Below are 15,035 nucleotides of genomic sequence, written 5' to 3'. Positions count from 1 at the left end.
CCGGGCTCTCGTACCGCTACCGGCCGGGCTCTCGTACGGCTACTGGCCCGGCTTCGTGCGGGGTTCCGACAGCAGCCCGAAGACCGCCCCCTGGTTGTCGGCGACGACCGCGATCCGCCCGTAGGGGGTGTCGAAGGGGTCCGCGGTCACCCGTCCGCCCAGGCGCTGGACCATGGCGACGGACTGGTCGCAGTCCGGTACGGCGAAGTAGACGAGAAAGTGCGCGGGCATGACGGCGGGGAAGGCGTCGGTGATGAGGCTGCGGCCCATGACGGCGGATTCCGGGCCGGGCGCGCTGCCGGGCGGGGACCAGAGGCGGTATTCGGCGCCGCCGGAGCCGTCGGCGACGTCCTCGTCCCGGGGGACGTAGCCGAAGACCTTGGCGTAGAAGACGTCCACGGCGTCGCGGGCGCGGGTGTAGACCTCGGTCCAGCAGTACGTGTAGGGCTCGTTCTGGGCGTCGAAGCCGTGGTGGGTGCCGGGCTGCCACAGGCCGAAGACGGCGCCGCCGGGGTCGGCGGCCATCGCGGCGGTCCCGTACGGGCCGACGGGCATCGGGTCCATCACCAGCTGGCCGCCGGCGGCGCGGATCCGCTGGGCGCAGGCGTACGCGTCGGTCGTGTAGAGGTAGACGCCCCAGACGGTCGGCATGCGGCCGTCGGGCTTGGGGGCGAGGGCGGCGACGTTGCGGCCCCGGCTGTAGGCCTGGGTGTAGTGCCCGTACTCGGGTCCCGCGCCGTCGGCGAAGGTCCACCCGAAGAGCTCACCGTAGAAGCGCTTGCCCGCCTCCACGTCCGGCAGGGAGGCGTCGACCCAGCAGGGTGCGCCTTCCGCGAATGCGGCCATGAGCCCGGTTCCTTCCGTTGTGCGGGGGTGTGTGGGGGTGTGCGCCCCGCCGTACCCGCCCAGCCGTGCACCTCCGGATCATGATGTGCCCGAAAACTTGTCCACAGCCTGTTGATAAGACTATTCGGGGGATAGGGACTCAAGTCGGATGGCGCGCCCGTGGGGCCCGCCCGGCCGAAAGCGGCCGCCCGCCGCTGCCGGGAGGGGGGTACGCCCAGGCCAGGTACCCCGTAACCCCATTTGCAGGCGGCCGAATAGCGCGCCGATCCCCCCTCGGTAAGCTGACGGCATGACAGGACAAGTACGCACCGTCGACGGCCGCGTTGCCGGCCGGCGCGGTCAGGCGACGAGGCAGAAGCTGCTCGACTGCCTCAGCGAGATGCTCAGCTCCTCGCCGTACCGCGACGTCAAAGTGATCGACGTCGCCCGCAAGGCCGGTACCTCCCCCGCGACCTTCTACCAGTACTTCCCGGACGTCGAGGGCGCCGTCCTGGAGATCGCCGAGCGCATGGCCAACGAGGGTGCGCAGCTGACCTCGTTGGTCGAGGGACGCGCGTGGGTCGGGAAGGCGGGGTGGGCCGCGGCCGAAGAACTGGTCGAGGGGTTCCTGGACTTCTGGCGGCGCAACGACGCGATCCTGCGGGTCGTCGACCTCGGCGCGGCGGAGGGCGACAAGCGGTTCTACAAGATCCGCATGAAGATCCTCAACTCCGTCACCAACTCCCTCACGGAGTCGATGAAGGACCTCCAGGCCAAGGGCAAGGTGGACAAGGACGTCAGCCCTGCCGCGATGGCCGGCTCGCTGGTCGCGATGCTGGCCGCGGTCGCCTCGCACCAGAAGGGCTTCCAGACCTGGGGCGTCAAGCAGGCCGAGCTGAAGCCGAACCTGGCGCTCCTGGTCCACCTCGGCATCACGGGCAAGAAGCCCACGAAGTGAGCGGCGGACCCCCACCGGGTCCGCCGCCCTCGGCGGCCTGTGCCGCCGTCAGCCCCTACGGGACCTCCGCCGCGATCAGCGACGCTCCAGGCGGAACAACCGGATCTCGCGCTCGATGCGCGCCTGGTACGTCGCGTACGGCGGCCAGAACTTCAACGCGGCCTGCCAGGCGGCCGCGCGCTCCTCGCCCGCCAGCAGGCGGGCGCGCACGGCGATGTTGGTGCCCTTCCAACTGACGTCCGCGTCAGGGTTCTTGAGCAGGTTCGCGGTCCATGCCGGGTGTCCGGGGCGGCCGAAGTTGGAGCCGATCAACAGCCAGCTCACACCGTCCTGCTCCGGCATGCACGCGAGCGGGGTGGTGCGCGGGGCGCCGGTCTTGGCTCCCTTGGCGGTGAGGATCACGCCGGGGAGCATCTGGGCGCTGAGGATGACCTTGCCGCGGGTCAGCTTGTGCACCGCCTTGTCCATGGCGGGGATGACGTGCGGTGCGATTTTGGCGAACAGCAGGGTCGAGGAGACCTTCTGCATCAGTTTGACGCCGACGCCGGCGGACACAGCCATCAGACGGCCACCTTCTCGTTCCGTGGGGCGGGGGTGAACAGGCCGGCGGCGTCCGCGGCGTGGGCGCGCAGCCGGTGGACGGGACCGAAGAGCAGTTCGTCGGCGGCCGCCCGCTTGAAGTAGAGGTGGGCGTCGTGCTCCCAGGTGAAGCCGATGCCGCCGTGCAGCTGGATCGCCTCGCCGGCGGTGGTCCGCAGGGCTTCCAGGGCCTGGGCGAGGGCGAGGCCGCCCTGGTGCGGGTCCCAGGCGGCGTAGTAGGCGGCCGAGCGGGCCGCCTGGACCTGTACGTAGAGGTCGGCGAGCCGGTGTTTGACGGCCTGGAACGAGCCGATGGCCCGGCCGAACTGCTCGCGCTGCTGTACGTACTCCACAGTGCGGGCGAGTGCCTGCCCGGCCGCGCCGACCGCCTCCGCGGCCAGGACGGCGGCGGCGCCGCGGCCGGCTGCGGCGAGGGCGCCGAGCACGTCCGCTCCGGCGTCCGGGCCGCCGCCACCGAGCAGTTCGGCTTCGACGTCCCTCAGCTGGACGCGGCCCTGCGGCCGGGTCTCGTCGAGGGTGGCCTGCCGGGCCCGTACGAGGCCGGGCGCGTCCTCCCGTACGAGGAAGAGCAGGGTGCGGCTGCGGGCGAAGCCCCCCGTGTGCGCGGCGACGAGCAGCAGGGCTGCGCTGTGCCCGTCGAGCACCTGGGCGACCTCCCCGTAGAGCCGCCAGCCGCCGTCCACGGCGCGGGCCTGCACGCCTCCGGCGCGGCCTCCGCCGGCCCAGTCGCCGCGGACGTCGTCCGAGGTGAGCGCGAGGGCGGTGGCGAGGGCCGGGCCGGGGACGGCGAGGGCGGCGGTGAGGCCGCCGGCCGCGAGCGGCGGGAGCAGGGTGGAGCGCTGGGTTCCGGTGCCCAGGGCGGTGACCAGCGGCGCGGCGAGCACGGCGGTGGCCAGCAGCGGCGAGGGCAGCAGCACCCGCCCGGTCTCCTCGCAGGCCAGGGCGAGGTCGGCGGGGGTGCAGCCGACACCGCCGTACTCCTCGGCCACGGCGATGCCCGGCAGTCCGAGCTGCTGGGCGAGCTGCTGCCACAGCTCGCGGTCGTGTCCGGCGGCGGTGCGGACGGCGGCCTTGACCTCGTCCGGGCCGCAGCGTTTGCCCAGGATCTCGCGCAGGGTACGGCGCATCTCGTCCTGCTCCGCGGTGAAGGCGGCATCCATCGTCGGGCTCCTCCCCGTATCTGACGGGCCGTCATGTTAGGGCGGGTGGCGCCAGATGCACAGGGGGCGGGGCGCTTCAGTGCGCGGGCGCCGCCACATGGGCTAGAAACTGACTGCCCGTCAGATGTACCGTCGGGCCATGCCCGGACCCATGCCCGGCCCCCTGTGCATCAGTGGGGGGCGAGGAGTGCGGCGGAGTTGGGGGACGGGCATGAGGCGGGGGAGGGTGCCGGGTCGGCCTCGGGCGGGATGGTGAGCGGGCGGTGGGCCGGGGGGGTGACGGTGACTGCCAGGAGGAGGTGGGGCGGAGCCAACGGGTGGTGGCAGGCCAGCCGGATCCGTACCTCCTCGTCTTCGTCCCGCGCGAGGGTCGCGACGAGTTCTGCGGGCAGGCCGGGCCGGCTCGCCGCGACCCGGCGCAGCACCGGTTCCTCGGACGTCGCGCAGGCGGCGAGCCATTCGGGGGACGGCTCGGTGGCCGACTCGGTGATCGGGCCGGTCCAGTCCGGACCGTGCCCGATGACCCCGTAGATCGCCCAGTACTCGGCCCAGGTGCGGGGGAAGGGGTGGAGGCGGGCGCGCATCCGCACGTCCTGGTCCGGGTCCTCCCTCAGTTCGGCGACCAGGTCCGGTGCCAGGTCGGGCCGGGCGGCGGCCATCTCGCGGATCTTCGCCTCGGGGTGGCGGGCGAGCCGGGCAACGGCGTCGGCCGGGATGTGACGGTTCCAGGTCAGGGGGTGCACCTCGTCATCCGCGAAGCACTGCTCGATGAGCGCCGGGGACAGGGCGCACCTGCCGAGGAAGAACGACCTGCTGTGCGAGCCGATGGACGGCAGCGTGGCCTCCACCCGCTCCGGGTCCAGCTCCCAACTGTGCTCCTGCGCCGCTTCCCGTACCGCGGGGACGGCGTCGTCGAGCAGGGCCTCCCGCTGTCCAGGGGTGAGCGACTGCCACTCCCAGGCGGCGCGTTCGCGAATCTCCGGGTGCTCGTGCCCGGCCATGGAGCGGTGGAAGGACAGGGGGATCTGCCGCGAGGAGCTGAGCTCCTGGACGATCTCGTGTTCGGTGAGCATGCCGTCCTCGCCCCCGTCCTGGGCGGTCAGGAGGGTGACGAGGATGTCGTCCGGCAGCGGTCGGACCCGTCGGGGGCGGGGGCGGGGGCCGGCAGCGAGCCGATAGCGGACGATCCCCGACTGGTCCGTGGCCAAGGGGGCGAGTCGCGCGGGGTCGACGTGCCGGTTGAGGGCGAGGGCGCCGCGGATCTTCCTGCCCGGATGGCGCAGGGCCGCGTCGATGGCGGCGTCGGGCAGGTCGCGGCCCTCGCACATCAACAGGCCGGCCTCACCGGCCACTTCACCCATCAGGCGTATCAGTACATCGGAGGGAGCCGCCGGATTGAAGGCGATGCCGCGCAGCCACGGTTCACGGAGAAGATCAGACACCGCGCCATCCTGCCACCTCCGCGGGACCCCCCTGGGCCCGTCGGGTGGCGACCGGGCCCCGTGACGGCGGCTCCCCGGGCGCTACAAGGGGGCGTTGGCGGTGGCTGACCCGTCGGTTTCCGGGCCGGACGGGGGCTCTGTCAACTGCTCGCGCAGATAGTTCCAGACCACCGCGATCAGTGCCGCCGCCGGAACCGCCAGCAGGCTGCCGACCACTCCGGCCAGACTGCCGCCCAGCGTCACCGCCAACAGGATCACCGCCGCGTGAAGTCCGAGACCGCGGCTCTGGATCATCGGCTGGAACACATTGCCCTCCAACTGCTGCACCACGATGATGATCGCCAGCACGATCAGCGCGTCCGTCAGACCGTTCGAGACGAGCGCGATGAGCACCGCGACGAGGCCGGCGAACAGGGCACCCACGATCGGCACGAACGCGGACACGAAGGTCAGCACCGCCAGCGGCAGCACCAGGGGAACACCGACGATCCACAGGCCCAGCCCGATGAAGACGGCATCGAGCAGACCGACGAACGCCTGGGAGCGGACGAACGAACCGAGCGTCTCCCAGCCGCGCTCGGCGACCACGGGGACATCGGTGGCGAGCCGGCCGGGGAGCTGACGGGTGAGCCACGGCAGGAACCGCGGGCCGTCCTTGAGGAAGAAGAACATCAGGAAGAGGGCCAAGACGGCGGTGACGAGACCGCTGAAGACGGTGCTCACGCCGGTGGCGACCGTGGAGACCGTGGTGCCGACGCTGTGCTGGACCCGGTCGACCGCGGCGTCGAACGCCCCTGTGATCTGGGCGTCGCCGATGTTCAGCGGCGGCCCGGCAGCCCACTCGCGCAGCTGCTGGATCCCCTTGACCACGCCGTCGCCCAGCTCGCCGGACTGTGACGCCACCGGTACGGCGATCAGCGCCACGACGCCCGCGGCGACGGCGAGGAACAGTACGGTCACCACGGACGCGGCCAGGGCCGGGGGCCACCCGCGCCGGCGCAGGAAGGCGGCCAGCGGCCACGTCAGCGTGGTGAGGAAGAGGGCCACTATCAGCGGCCAGAGCACCGACCACATCCGACCCAGGAGCCACAACGCCACGGCGGCCATCACGAGGACCAGCAGCAACTCGGCGGAGACCCGCGCGGATGCCCGCAGCGCGGACGCGGTCTTATCGGAACTCAACGTGTCAGACATGGACTCACCCTATGGGCCGCACCGACACCGACACCGCCCGCGACGGGGAACGCGATGCGTGCGCATGTCTGCGAGGCATCCCGTACGTCCTCCATGGCTACGGGGCCGGGCAACTCCTGTCGCTGGAGCAGTACGTGGCGGGTCAGCGGTAGGGGCTCCAGCGTCCGAGGCGTGCCATCAGTTTGCGTGCGGCGTTCTCGTCGAGTCCGAGGGCGGCTGCCGCCTGTGCGGTGTCGAGGTCGTTGGCGGTGCCGCGGGCGGCCCAGTATCCGACGCGTTCGGCAGTGACCTCCAGTCGGCGAACCGCCCGTACGGCCGCGACCGGAGAGGTCTTGGCCAGTTTGTCGATCTCCTCCTCCAGCCGCTCCAACAGCGTGGTGACGATCTCCGGCAGGGGGACGGTCGTCGCCTCGACCCGGACGGTGTGCACGTCCCAGTCCTGGACGCACGCGTCCGCCTGCTCGTCCCCGCCGTCCACCAGGTCCTGGTCGCCGATCGCCGTCCAGTCCAGGCGGTGTTCGGGGCCGGCCCAGCCGCAGGAACACACCGCGCGCAGCGCGGCCGCGCGCGGTACGTGGGTCCAGCGGCCGTCGTAGACGCTCCACTGCGACACCGGCTCGCCGCCCCCGCCGGAACCGCTGTCGAAGTACACGGGCGACGGAACGGTGCCGTCGGCGAGGAGCACCCCGACCGCGCCCTCGTGAGATGTGCCGAACTCCTCCATCGTCCACGCCTCGCGCCTGCTCACAACGCCCTCCTCGACCGACTCCGTGCTCGTGCGGCCTGCTCTCCCGGCCGCCTGAACACGACGATGCCGCAGTGTGGGCTTCGGGTAGGCCGGTATTCACGAAATGACGTCGCCGTCCGCGTCCGTCATCACCTTGCCGGGGCCCGCCCGCACAGGCCTGGGCCCGGCCCCCTGCCGGGTGTCCCTTGGCGCTGACGGTCGCACGCCGCCGTGCTCAGCTCGTGGCTGTCGGACTCCCCTCGGCCTCGACCTGACGCCACGTGACGGCAGCGCCGGCATCGCCGGCGAGGCTCTCCCGGACGTCGCGATAGAGGTCGTCCAGCGACAGGACTCCGCCGCTCGGCTGCTCGGGCGGCCCGGCCCACGTAGCAGGCGTCGATGAAGACGATCAGGTTGCCGGCACGGGCTTGGGAGAGCTGGTGCACCGCCTGAGCGGTACCCGGCAGCGGGGGCAGGTCCGCGTACGACTCGGCTCCGATGATCAGCGCCCGCGAAGCCTGCCGGTGGACCGACACCTTGCCGGTGGAGCGCGCGGGAGCGTCGGGCGGTCCCGTGCGCGGCCCGTGCGGCTCCGGAGCCGCGCGGGCCATGGTTCCGCCCCCGGGATCGTCGTCGGGGCCTCCGTCAGGGCCGTCGTCGGGGCCTGCGTCGGGATCGCTCCGCGCGTCTTCCGCGTCGACCGGGTGAGCGGGCATCGGCAACGGACCGACCAGCAGGCCGGGCTCCGGCACGGCTTCCCGCAGTACTGCCTGCCACAGACCGTCGAAACGATCGCGCTCCACCTCCTCGTCCGCACGCCAGCAGAGCACGGAGAGGTGGCGAACGATGCCCAGGAGCACCCGCAGGTTGGGGAGTTCGTCAGCGGTGAACACGCGGTAGACGGTGCTGCGGGCGACCGGACTGGTCCCCGCGTCCTGTGAGAGACCGCCGGTGATGTGACCGAGCGACGGCCATCCCGCGCGGGCATTCAGCTCATGGAGCTCGTGGTTGGGCGTCCGACAGTTTCGGGAGCTGGCTCGCCACACCGAAGGGCCAGACCTTCCGCTGGTCCGTCACCACGGTGCTCGCCGTGGTCGCCGTCGCCGCCGGCTGCGGCGGAAGGTGAGGGATCACGGAGTCGGCGACGACAACGACCGCGGCGGAGTCGGGCCGGACAGAGGCATGTGCGCGGAACGCCACGTCGGATTGCCGCCAGCACCGACTGCCGCCGTCTCGTTTTATTGAACCAGCAACCAATAGCGAGGGAGAGCACATGAACGGCAAGGCGGTTCTGGTGACGGGTGGCAGCCGGGGCATCGGTGCGGCGATCGCACTGGCGATGGCCGAGGCGGGAGCCGATGTGGCCATCACCTACACGGCGAACGAAGCCGCGGCCAAGGAAGTGGTCCGCGGGATCGAGGCCCTCGGACGCCGAGGCGCCGCCGTCAGGGCGGACGCGGGCGATGTCGGTGACGCCGCCGGCTCCGTGGACTGGGCGGCGCAGACGTTCGGCCGGCTCGACGTGCTGGTCAACAACGCCGGCGTGGGCGTCCTGGGCCCGCTCGCCGGGCTGACGCTGGCCGACGTCGACCGCGTGCTCGCGGTCAACGTACGGGGCGCGTTCCTCGCCTCGCAGGCGGCAGCGGGCCACATGGGCCAGGGAGGCCGGATCATCACCATCGGCACCTGCATGACCCAGCGGGTACCGGGGCCCGGCGGAACGCTGTACGCGATGAGCAAGTCGGCGCTGACCGGGCTCACCAAGGCCCTCGCCCGGGAGCTCGGCGGACGGGGCATCACCGCCAACATCGTCCACCCCGGACCGGTCGACACCGACATGAACCCGGCCGACGGACCCTACGCGGACCCCCAGGCCGCGATGACGGCCCTCGGCCGGTTCGGCCGGCCGGAGGAGATCGCGGCCACGGTCGCCTTCCTCGCCGGAGACGGAGCCGCCTACATCACCGGCTCCGAATTCTCCGTCGACGGCGGGCACGCGGCCTGACGGAGCCGGGCAGCGCCCCGTGCCGTTCGCCTCGCCGTCTTCGGCAGGGCGAAAGGCGCGGGGCTTCGGCCACTTCACAGCCTGGCGGCCAGCCAGGCGGTCACAGCCGCGGTGGCGGCGAGCCCGGCATTGAGTGCGATCCGGCGGTCTCCGCCGGTCAGGTGGACGGCGATCGCACCGGGTTCATGGTTCCCGTTCGTGGGCCACCGGTTCGCGCAGGCCCCGTCGATTGCGTCGATCGCCAGACGGGGTGCCCGGCACGATCGAGTGCACCGCCGGTGTCCAAGACCCATCCCGCGACACGGATACCCCGTGGGTATCGTTGCAGGATGGAGCACATGGAGCACATGGAGCTACGGACCCTGCGCTACTTCGTGGCGGTCGCCGAGGAGCTCCACTTCGGCCGGGCCGCCACCCGCCTGCACATGAGCCAGCCGCCGCTGAGCCGTGCGATCAAGCGGTTGGAAGCCGAGGTCGGGGCTCTGCTGTTCACCCGCTCGTCCGCCGGCGTCACGCTCACCGCGGTGGGCACGGTGCTGCTCGACGAGGCGCGGGCCCTGCTCGCCCATGCCGACCGTGTCCGTGTACGCGTGAGCGCGGCGGCCGGCGTCGCGACCCTCACCGTCGGCATCCTGGGCGACGGCACCGACCCGGGCTTGTCCCGGCTGGCCGACTCCTACCGCCGAAGCCATCCCGGCGTCGACATCCGCATCCGCGACACCGATCTGACCGACCCGACGTGCGGACTGCGCGCCCGGACGGTCGACGTCGCCGTGACCCGGGCGCCGTTCGACGAGACGGCCCTGACCGTGCGTACGCTGCGGACCGATCCGGTGGGCGTGGTCCTGCGCGCCGACGATCCGCTGGCACCTCGCGACCGGCTGCGGCTGGCCGAACTGGGCGACCGCCGCTGGTTCCAGTTCCCGCGAGGCACCGACCCCGTCTGGCAGTCGTACTGGAACGGCGGCCGGCCGCGCGAGGGGCCGGTGGTGCGCGCCGTCCAGGAATGCCTGCAGGCCGTGCTGTGGAACGGCACCGTCGGGCTGGCCCCGCTCGGACACGAACTGCCCGCCGAGTTCGTCGTGGTGCCGCTCGTCGACATGGCGCCGAGCCGGGTGGTGGCGGTGTGGAACGAAGGCTCTGCCAACCCGTTGATCCGGTCCTTCATCGGGATCGCGACGGCCGCGTACCGCCGCTGAGCACCGCTGAGCACCGCCGTCCGTCCGGTGCCGCCGCGGCTCGTGAGGGATTCGAACACTGCGCTCGGGTCTGCCGCTCTGCTGGTTAGGATCCCGACATGGGTGGACCAGCGTTGGTGATCGAGTTGGCCGAGGCGGTTCCGGCCGAGGTTGTCGAGCGGCTCCGGGGCTTCCTGGAGGACTCTTCGGCCTGGTTCGAGGAGAAGCGCCCCGGCGGCTACGACCTCAACGTGTTCGCTGACCGGCTCGGGGCCGCGGACCCGGGTGAGATCGACGGGCGCCGGCCGTTCCTGGTCCATGTCATGGGGCCCGGGAACGGGGACGAGGACATCTTCGAGGCCGAGCACGCGGATGACCCCGACCTGGAACCCCTCATCGGCTTCGCTCCGACACACGCGGTGGGCGTCATCGCCGGGTGCAACAGGCCGATCGACCACATCACCACGGCCCTGCTGACGGCCGCCGTCATGGACGTGGTCGGCGGCGTCGCCGCTGCTGAGCTCCTTGACGGGCAGGTCGCGGTCGTGGACGGGCTTCCGGGTGTGCTCGCGATGACGGACGGCCCGTTGCCGGAGGTGTACGGCACGGCGGAGTTCCTGCGTGCGTGGGCCTCTCAACCGGGCTTCCGGCTTCTCAAGTAGTCGGGCCCGAGGGCGTGGTCGCCGAGTCGGCGCCGCGATCGGCCGACTCGCACCGCGCTTCCGCGATCGCCGCCGCCCGGTGGGGTATACGTCGTCGGGCTGACCCGATGCCGGCGAAGGAAGTGGTTTCCGTGGAGCGTACGACCTGCTGTGTGGTGGGAGGCGGGCCCGCCGGGATGGTGCTGGCCCTGCTGCTGGCCCGGGCCGGGGTGGAGGTCACCGTACTGGAGAAGCACGGCGACTTCCTGCGCGATTTCCGCGGCGACACCGTGCACCCGTCCACCCTGTCGCTGCTGGACGACATCGGCCTCGCCGTACGGTTCGCCCGGCTGCCGCAGCGGCGCGTGACCTCGGTGCAGTTGCCCATCGGGCCGGACCGCTCCCTCGTCACGGTCGGGAACATCGGGGCGCTGCACGGGAAGTACAACTACATCGCGATGGTGCCGCAGTGGGACCTGCTCGACCTGCTCGCCGACGAGGCGGGCAAGGAGCCTTCCTTCCGGCTGCGCATGGACACGGAGGCGACGTCCTTCCTGATGGAAGGCGGCCGGGTCGCGGGCGTGCGGTACCGCACCGCGAACGGCGCCGAGGGCGAGCTCAGGGCCACACTGACGGTGGCCTGCGACGGCCGCGGATCCTTCGCCAGGGTGCTGCCCGAGCTCGGCCTGGAGAGCTTCCCGTGCCCGATGGACGCCTGGTGGTTCCGGCTGCCGCGCCATGAGAGCGATCCCAGCGGGCTCGTGGGAGGCCTGAGCGAGCGGTTCTTCAGCGCGCTCATCGACCGCGGGGACTACTGGCAGTGCGCGGGCCTCATCCCGAAGGGGACCGATGCAGAGCGCCGCGCCGAAGGCCTGGACCGGTTCATGGCCCAGTTCACACAGGCCGTCCCGTGGCTGGCCGACCGGGAGCACTCGGTCGCCTCCTGGGACGAGGTCAAGCTGCTCGACGTACGGCTGGACCGGCTGCGCCGCTGGCACCGGCCGGGACTGCTGTGCATCGGCGACGCCGCGCACGCCATGTCGCCGGTCTTCGGCATCGGCATCAACCTCGCCGTGCAGGACGCGGTGGCCGCGGCCCGCCACCTCGTGGAACCGCTGCGCGCGGGGACGGTCGGGCTGCACGACGTGCGCCGCGTACAGCTCCGCCGCATGCCCACGACCGTGGCGACCCAGGGCCTGCAGCGCCTGGCCCACGCCCAGGTCATCGAACCCCTGCTGGCCGGGCGCGTCGCGTTCGGCCACCCGCAGGTGGCGAAGCGGCTGACGGAGCTCGTCACCGACTCGCGGTGGCTGAACCGGGTGCCGGCCTACTTCATCGCGTACGGGGCGCTGCGCGAGCGGCCGCCGGCGCAATCGATCCGCGGCGGCGCCACGGTGCGGGGGGCGTCCCGCGCGGCGCGACCGTGCTGATCGGCTCGGCCGTCGCCGACCGGGACCCGGGGCGGTTCCCGGATCCCGGAACCGGGAACCGGGAACCCGACCGTACGAGTTCCGTCGTCAGTCGTCGCGCGGCAACGAAAGGTCGCTGTCGATGCCGGTGACGACCGGCGGCCCGAGCGGGGCTTCGGACGTCGCGATCCCCGCTTCCTCCAGCGCGGTCGAGACGAGCCTCGTGGCGTCGAGTTCCGCCTCGTAGCGGTCCGGGGCGTCCACTTCGAGGCGGATGGAGAACGTACCGCCCTCGTTGAGCGTGAGGAGGTCCAAGCCCCGGCTCTCACTGACGTCGGTGTGCTGTGAGGCCAGTTCCCGTTCGAGGTCCGAGCGCTCCGAGTCGGTGATGCCCGAGATGAACGTGCCGGGAACGGTGATGACGAAGGTGGTCATGGCGACTCCTCGTTTGGTCCGGAGCTTGGATGTCGTCCTCCTGCCCTCGTTCTGCCTCATGAACCCGTAGGGGGCGGGTCCGGGCGTCCCGGTCGCGGGCCGGTCCCGTACCGGTCCCGTGCCCGTCCCGTGCCCGCCGTCCGGCCGTTCAGTACGCTGGCGGCATGCGTACGCGCCCCACCCTGAGCTGGACCCCGACCGCGGACCTGCCACCCGGCACCACGGACCCGGGCCCGGTCGCCGACGCGCTGCGGGCCGGCGGGGTGCTGGTGCTCAGCGGGGCCGGGATGTCCACGGAGTCGGGCATCCCCGACTACCGGGGCGAGCGCGGAAGCCTGCGCCGGCACACGCCCATGACCTACCAGGAGTTCACCGCCAGCGCTCAGGCCCGGCGCCGGTACTGGGCGCGCGGCCACCTCGGCTGGCGGACGTTCGGGCACGCGAGGCCCAACGCCGGGCACCGGGCCGTCGCGGCGTTCGGGCTGTCCGGGATGGTCTCGGGCGTGATCACCCAGAACGTCGACGGCCTGCACCAGGCCGCCGGCAGCGAGGGAGTGGTGGAACTCCACGGAAGCCTGGACCGGGTCGTCTGCCTGTCCTGCGGCGCCCTCAGCGCCCGCCGTGAACTCGCCCGGCGGCTGGAGGAGGCCAACGCGGGCTTCGAGCCGGTGGCCGCCGGACTGAACCCGGACGGTGACGCCGACCTCACCGACGAGCAGGTCGGGGACTTCCGCCCGGTGCCCTGTGCGACGTGCGGGGGAGTCCTCAAGCCGGACGTGGTGTTCTTCGGCGAGTCCGTGCCGCCGGTGCGGGTCGGGCGCTGCCGCGAACTGGTCGACGCGGCGACCTCTTTGCTCGTACTGGGTTCCTCGCTGACGGTGATGTCCGGGCTCAGGTTCGTCCGCCAGGCGGCCGAGGCCGGGAAGCCCGTACTGATCGTCAACCGGGATCCGACCCGCGGCGACCGCCACGCCGTCACGCGGATCGCGCTCCCCCTGGGGGCGACGCTCACGACCCTGGCCGAACGGTTGGACGTTCCCGTCGCCCCTTGAGGGGCAGCCCGGGGCCGGTCGACGGCCCGGGGCCCGCGACCTGGTCAGCGCAAGGGGCGCGCGGTGACCCCGTGGGGCGGCTCCTGGCCGGCCCCGGTGGCCAGGACGCGCACTTCCGATCGGTCGCTGATCTCCGCCTGGATGATGCCGGTGGCGTCCTCGTACACGGGATGGCCTCCCGGCCCCGTCCGGCCGGTGACGGTCACCTCCACGGTGTCCGGGCCGCCCTCGCCCCCGTCGGGGAACACCAGCTCGAACGCGCGCCGGATCCCGCCCGCCGGATCGTTCACCACCGGATGCGCGGCGGGTCGGGGTGCTCCGCCGAGGTCGCCGCCGAGGTTTTCGGCGTTGGCGTTGGCGTTCGCGACCCGCTCGGGGTCGGACGGCGGCGCGGTCGAGCCCGTGCCCACCCGGGATGCGGCCCCCGGGGCCCGCCCGTGATCATCGACGACTCCGCCCCGGTGCTGCGGAGGAGACGCCTTCGCGGGACCGTCGGGAGCGGGGCGTACGCCTTCTGCCGCTTCTCCCATCCTTCTCTCCCATCTGCGCTGGTGGCCCCTCACCCGCTCCGACCTCCGCCTCGGCGCCCGTCGGGCAGTCCTCGGCCTGCGGGTGGTCGTGGTGATCCGTCGGTCCGGGCACCCGCCACCACAGGCGACGCGGGCAGCCGGAATGCGTCCGTCCCTTCCATCCTGCGCCGCCGGACCGGTGGTGTCGATCGCAAGTGGGCCGGCCCCCGGCCAGCCGAATCGATCAGGACATCCATTCTTGACCTGTGGGTCAAGAATGGATAGCGTGCGGTCATGGGCAGGCCGAGGAACTTCGAACCGGACGCGGTCATCGCACAGGCGATGGAGGCGTTCTGGACCAACGGCTACGCCGGCACCTCCCCGGCCGATCTCGCCGCGGCCACCGGTGTGGCCAAGGGCAGCCTGTACCACGCCTTCGGATCCAAGCGCGAGCTGTTCGGCAAGGCCCTCGAGCTCTACGATCGCGCCGGCTCCGAGATGACCGAGGAGTTCCTCGCACGGCCGAGCTCGACCAAGCAGTGCATCCGCGACTACCTGACCCTCCTCGTGGACACGGACCTGAACGGGCCGGTCAGGCGCGGCTGCCTGGGCGCCAACACCGCCCTGGAGCTCGGCGGGCGGGACGCGGAGGCCACCCAGGCGGTCCACCGCATGGGGCAGCACACCATCCAGCACCTCACCGCCCGCATCGAGCAGGGGCAGCGCGACGGCGATGTCGCCCCCGAGGTCGACGCCAGGGCGCAGGCGCAGTTCCTCCTGAACACCATCGTGGGGCTGCGCGTCATGGCCAAGACCTTCGACAGGCCGACCCTTCACGGGATCATCGACACCGCCCTGGCGGGCCTCTGACCCGCCGTGCCCCGACGGGGGCATTTTTTA

The 15,035-nt window shown here is 72.2% G+C and carries 16 protein-coding genes and 1 pseudogene; 8 read left to right on the top strand and 9 right to left on the bottom strand.

Translation table 11 applies throughout. The annotated features are described in order from the left end of the window. Positions 1-39: 39 nt before the first annotated feature. A complete protein-coding gene (locus tag DRB96_RS28940) occupies positions 40-846 on the bottom strand; it encodes a VOC family protein (protein ID WP_112451116.1) in 807 nt (268 codons plus the stop codon). 289 nt (positions 847-1,135) lie between these two features. Here DRB96_RS28940 and DRB96_RS28935 point away from each other — a divergent pair, with 289 nt between their 5' ends. After that, a complete protein-coding gene (locus DRB96_RS28935; RefSeq protein ID WP_112451115.1) occupies positions 1,136-1,783 on the top strand; it encodes a TetR family transcriptional regulator in 648 nt (215 codons plus the stop codon). A gap of 75 nt (positions 1,784-1,858) precedes the next feature. Here DRB96_RS28935 and DRB96_RS28930 read toward each other — a convergent pair whose 3' ends face one another. From DRB96_RS28930 to DRB96_RS28915, 4 genes are all read right to left on the bottom strand, one after another. Next, complete coding sequence (locus DRB96_RS28930; RefSeq protein ID WP_112451114.1) at positions 1,859-2,344, bottom strand: nitroreductase family deazaflavin-dependent oxidoreductase; 486 nt, start codon at positions 2,342-2,344, stop codon at positions 1,859-1,861. Then, positions 2,344-3,543, bottom strand: a complete 1,200-nt coding sequence (locus tag DRB96_RS28925) for an acyl-CoA dehydrogenase family protein (protein WP_112451113.1) — start codon at positions 3,541-3,543, stop codon at positions 2,344-2,346. Before DRB96_RS28925 ends, DRB96_RS28930 begins: the two co-directional genes overlap by 1 nt. Positions 3,544-3,713: 170 nt before the next feature. Then, positions 3,714-4,985, bottom strand: coding sequence for a hypothetical protein (locus DRB96_RS28920; protein WP_239517772.1), 1,272 nt, complete (start codon positions 4,983-4,985; stop codon positions 3,714-3,716). Between the two features lie 81 nt (positions 4,986-5,066). Continuing rightward, entirely contained in the window at positions 5,067-6,179 is a 1,113-nt protein-coding gene (locus DRB96_RS28915) for an AI-2E family transporter (protein ID WP_112451112.1), read from the bottom strand. Positions 6,180-6,190: 11 nt separating this feature from the next. On the opposite strand from DRB96_RS28915, the gene DRB96_RS43260 reads away from it, so the two are divergent. Further along, positions 6,191-6,331: a hypothetical protein gene (locus DRB96_RS43260; RefSeq protein WP_162688461.1), complete on the top strand. Its 141-nt coding sequence runs from the start codon at positions 6,191-6,193 to the stop codon at positions 6,329-6,331. Here DRB96_RS43260 and DRB96_RS28910 read toward each other — a convergent pair. Further along, entirely contained in the window at positions 6,322-6,927 is a 606-nt protein-coding gene (locus tag DRB96_RS28910; protein WP_204357837.1) for a hypothetical protein, read from the bottom strand. The genes DRB96_RS43260 and DRB96_RS28910 overlap by 10 nt on opposite strands. A gap of 1,252 nt (positions 6,928-8,179) precedes the next feature. On the opposite strand from DRB96_RS28910, the gene DRB96_RS28900 reads away from it, so the two are divergent. Further along, the gene (locus DRB96_RS28900) at positions 8,180-8,911 is read left to right on the top strand and encodes an SDR family oxidoreductase (protein ID WP_112451109.1); all 732 of its coding nucleotides are present in this window, start codon (positions 8,180-8,182) and stop codon (positions 8,909-8,911) included. 74 nt (positions 8,912-8,985) lie between these two features. On the opposite strand, the pseudogene DRB96_RS45060 reads toward DRB96_RS28900, so the two are convergent. After that, positions 8,986-9,096, bottom strand: a pseudogene (locus tag DRB96_RS45060) (DoxX family protein); the annotation flags it as partial. A 162-nt stretch (positions 9,097-9,258) separates the two neighbouring features. Between DRB96_RS45060 and DRB96_RS28890 the strand changes: the two are divergent. The 3 genes from DRB96_RS28890 to DRB96_RS28880 all read left to right on the top strand — a co-directional run bounded on the left by DRB96_RS28890 (position 9,259) and on the right by DRB96_RS28880 (position 12,160). Next, the gene (locus tag DRB96_RS28890) at positions 9,259-10,110 is read left to right on the top strand and encodes a LysR substrate-binding domain-containing protein (RefSeq protein ID WP_204358079.1); all 852 of its coding nucleotides are present in this window, start codon (positions 9,259-9,261) and stop codon (positions 10,108-10,110) included. A 98-nt stretch (positions 10,111-10,208) separates the two neighbouring features. Continuing rightward, complete coding sequence (locus DRB96_RS28885; RefSeq protein ID WP_162688460.1) at positions 10,209-10,751, top strand: DUF6368 family protein; 543 nt, start codon at positions 10,209-10,211, stop codon at positions 10,749-10,751. A gap of 131 nt (positions 10,752-10,882) precedes the next feature. Then, entirely contained in the window at positions 10,883-12,160 is a 1,278-nt protein-coding gene (locus tag DRB96_RS28880; RefSeq protein ID WP_112451107.1) for an FAD-dependent oxidoreductase, read from the top strand. 87 nt (positions 12,161-12,247) lie between these two features. On the opposite strand, the gene DRB96_RS28875 is transcribed toward DRB96_RS28880, so the two are convergent. Continuing rightward, positions 12,248-12,574, bottom strand: a complete 327-nt coding sequence (locus tag DRB96_RS28875) for a hypothetical protein (RefSeq protein WP_112451106.1) — start codon at positions 12,572-12,574, stop codon at positions 12,248-12,250. Positions 12,575-12,738: 164 nt separating this feature from the next. Between DRB96_RS28875 and DRB96_RS28870 the strand changes: the two genes are divergently transcribed. Beyond that, entirely contained in the window at positions 12,739-13,626 is an 888-nt protein-coding gene (locus DRB96_RS28870; RefSeq protein WP_112451105.1) for an NAD-dependent protein deacetylase, read from the top strand. 44 nt (positions 13,627-13,670) lie between these two features. Here the strand turns inward: DRB96_RS28870 and DRB96_RS46360 are convergent, their stop codons facing one another. Beyond that, complete coding sequence (locus DRB96_RS46360; protein WP_343234607.1) at positions 13,671-14,156, bottom strand: DUF6296 family protein; 486 nt, start codon at positions 14,154-14,156, stop codon at positions 13,671-13,673. A 273-nt stretch (positions 14,157-14,429) separates the two neighbouring features. On the opposite strand from DRB96_RS46360, the gene DRB96_RS28860 reads away from it, so the two are divergent. Further along, positions 14,430-15,005 carry a TetR/AcrR family transcriptional regulator gene (locus tag DRB96_RS28860; RefSeq protein WP_112451104.1) on the top strand — a complete coding sequence of 192 codons (576 nt, stop codon included), beginning with the start codon at positions 14,430-14,432 and terminating at the stop codon, positions 15,003-15,005. Positions 15,006-15,035: the final 30 nt, after the last annotated feature.

It is taken from the genome of Streptomyces sp. ICC1 (genome assembly GCF_003287935.1).
Taxonomy (GTDB): Bacteria; Actinomycetota; Actinomycetes; order Streptomycetales; family Streptomycetaceae; genus Streptomyces; species Streptomyces tritrimontium.
The sequence above is the reverse complement of the archived record's forward strand: the minus strand, read 5'-3'. Positions and strand labels throughout refer to the sequence as shown.

Excerpts from the sequence above, each read along its gene's own strand:
- DRB96_RS28940 (WP_112451116.1), bottom strand. The coding sequence starts at position 846 with ATGGCCGCATTCGCGGAAGGCGCACCCTGCTGGGTCGACGCCTCCCTG.
- DRB96_RS28935 (WP_112451115.1), top strand. The coding sequence starts at position 1,136 with ATGACAGGACAAGTACGCACCGTCGACGGCCGCGTTGCCGGCCGGCGC.
- DRB96_RS28930 (WP_112451114.1), bottom strand. The coding sequence starts at position 2,344 with ATGGCTGTGTCCGCCGGCGTCGGCGTCAAACTGATGCAGAAGGTCTCC.
- DRB96_RS28925 (WP_112451113.1), bottom strand. The coding sequence starts at position 3,543 with ATGGATGCCGCCTTCACCGCGGAGCAGGACGAGATGCGCCGTACCCTG.
- DRB96_RS28915 (WP_112451112.1), bottom strand. The coding sequence starts at position 6,179 with ATGTCTGACACGTTGAGTTCCGATAAGACCGCGTCCGCGCTGCGGGCA.
- DRB96_RS43260 (WP_162688461.1), top strand. The coding sequence starts at position 6,191 with ATGGGCCGCACCGACACCGACACCGCCCGCGACGGGGAACGCGATGCG.
- DRB96_RS28900 (WP_112451109.1), top strand. The coding sequence starts at position 8,180 with ATGAACGGCAAGGCGGTTCTGGTGACGGGTGGCAGCCGGGGCATCGGT.
- DRB96_RS28890 (WP_204358079.1), top strand. The coding sequence starts at position 9,259 with ATGGAGCTACGGACCCTGCGCTACTTCGTGGCGGTCGCCGAGGAGCTC.
- DRB96_RS28885 (WP_162688460.1), top strand. The coding sequence starts at position 10,209 with ATGGGTGGACCAGCGTTGGTGATCGAGTTGGCCGAGGCGGTTCCGGCC.
- DRB96_RS28875 (WP_112451106.1), bottom strand. The coding sequence starts at position 12,574 with ATGACCACCTTCGTCATCACCGTTCCCGGCACGTTCATCTCGGGCATC.
- DRB96_RS28870 (WP_112451105.1), top strand. The coding sequence starts at position 12,739 with ATGCGTACGCGCCCCACCCTGAGCTGGACCCCGACCGCGGACCTGCCA.
- DRB96_RS46360 (WP_343234607.1), bottom strand. The coding sequence starts at position 14,156 with ATGGGAGAAGCGGCAGAAGGCGTACGCCCCGCTCCCGACGGTCCCGCG.
- DRB96_RS28860 (WP_112451104.1), top strand. The coding sequence starts at position 14,430 with ATGGGCAGGCCGAGGAACTTCGAACCGGACGCGGTCATCGCACAGGCG.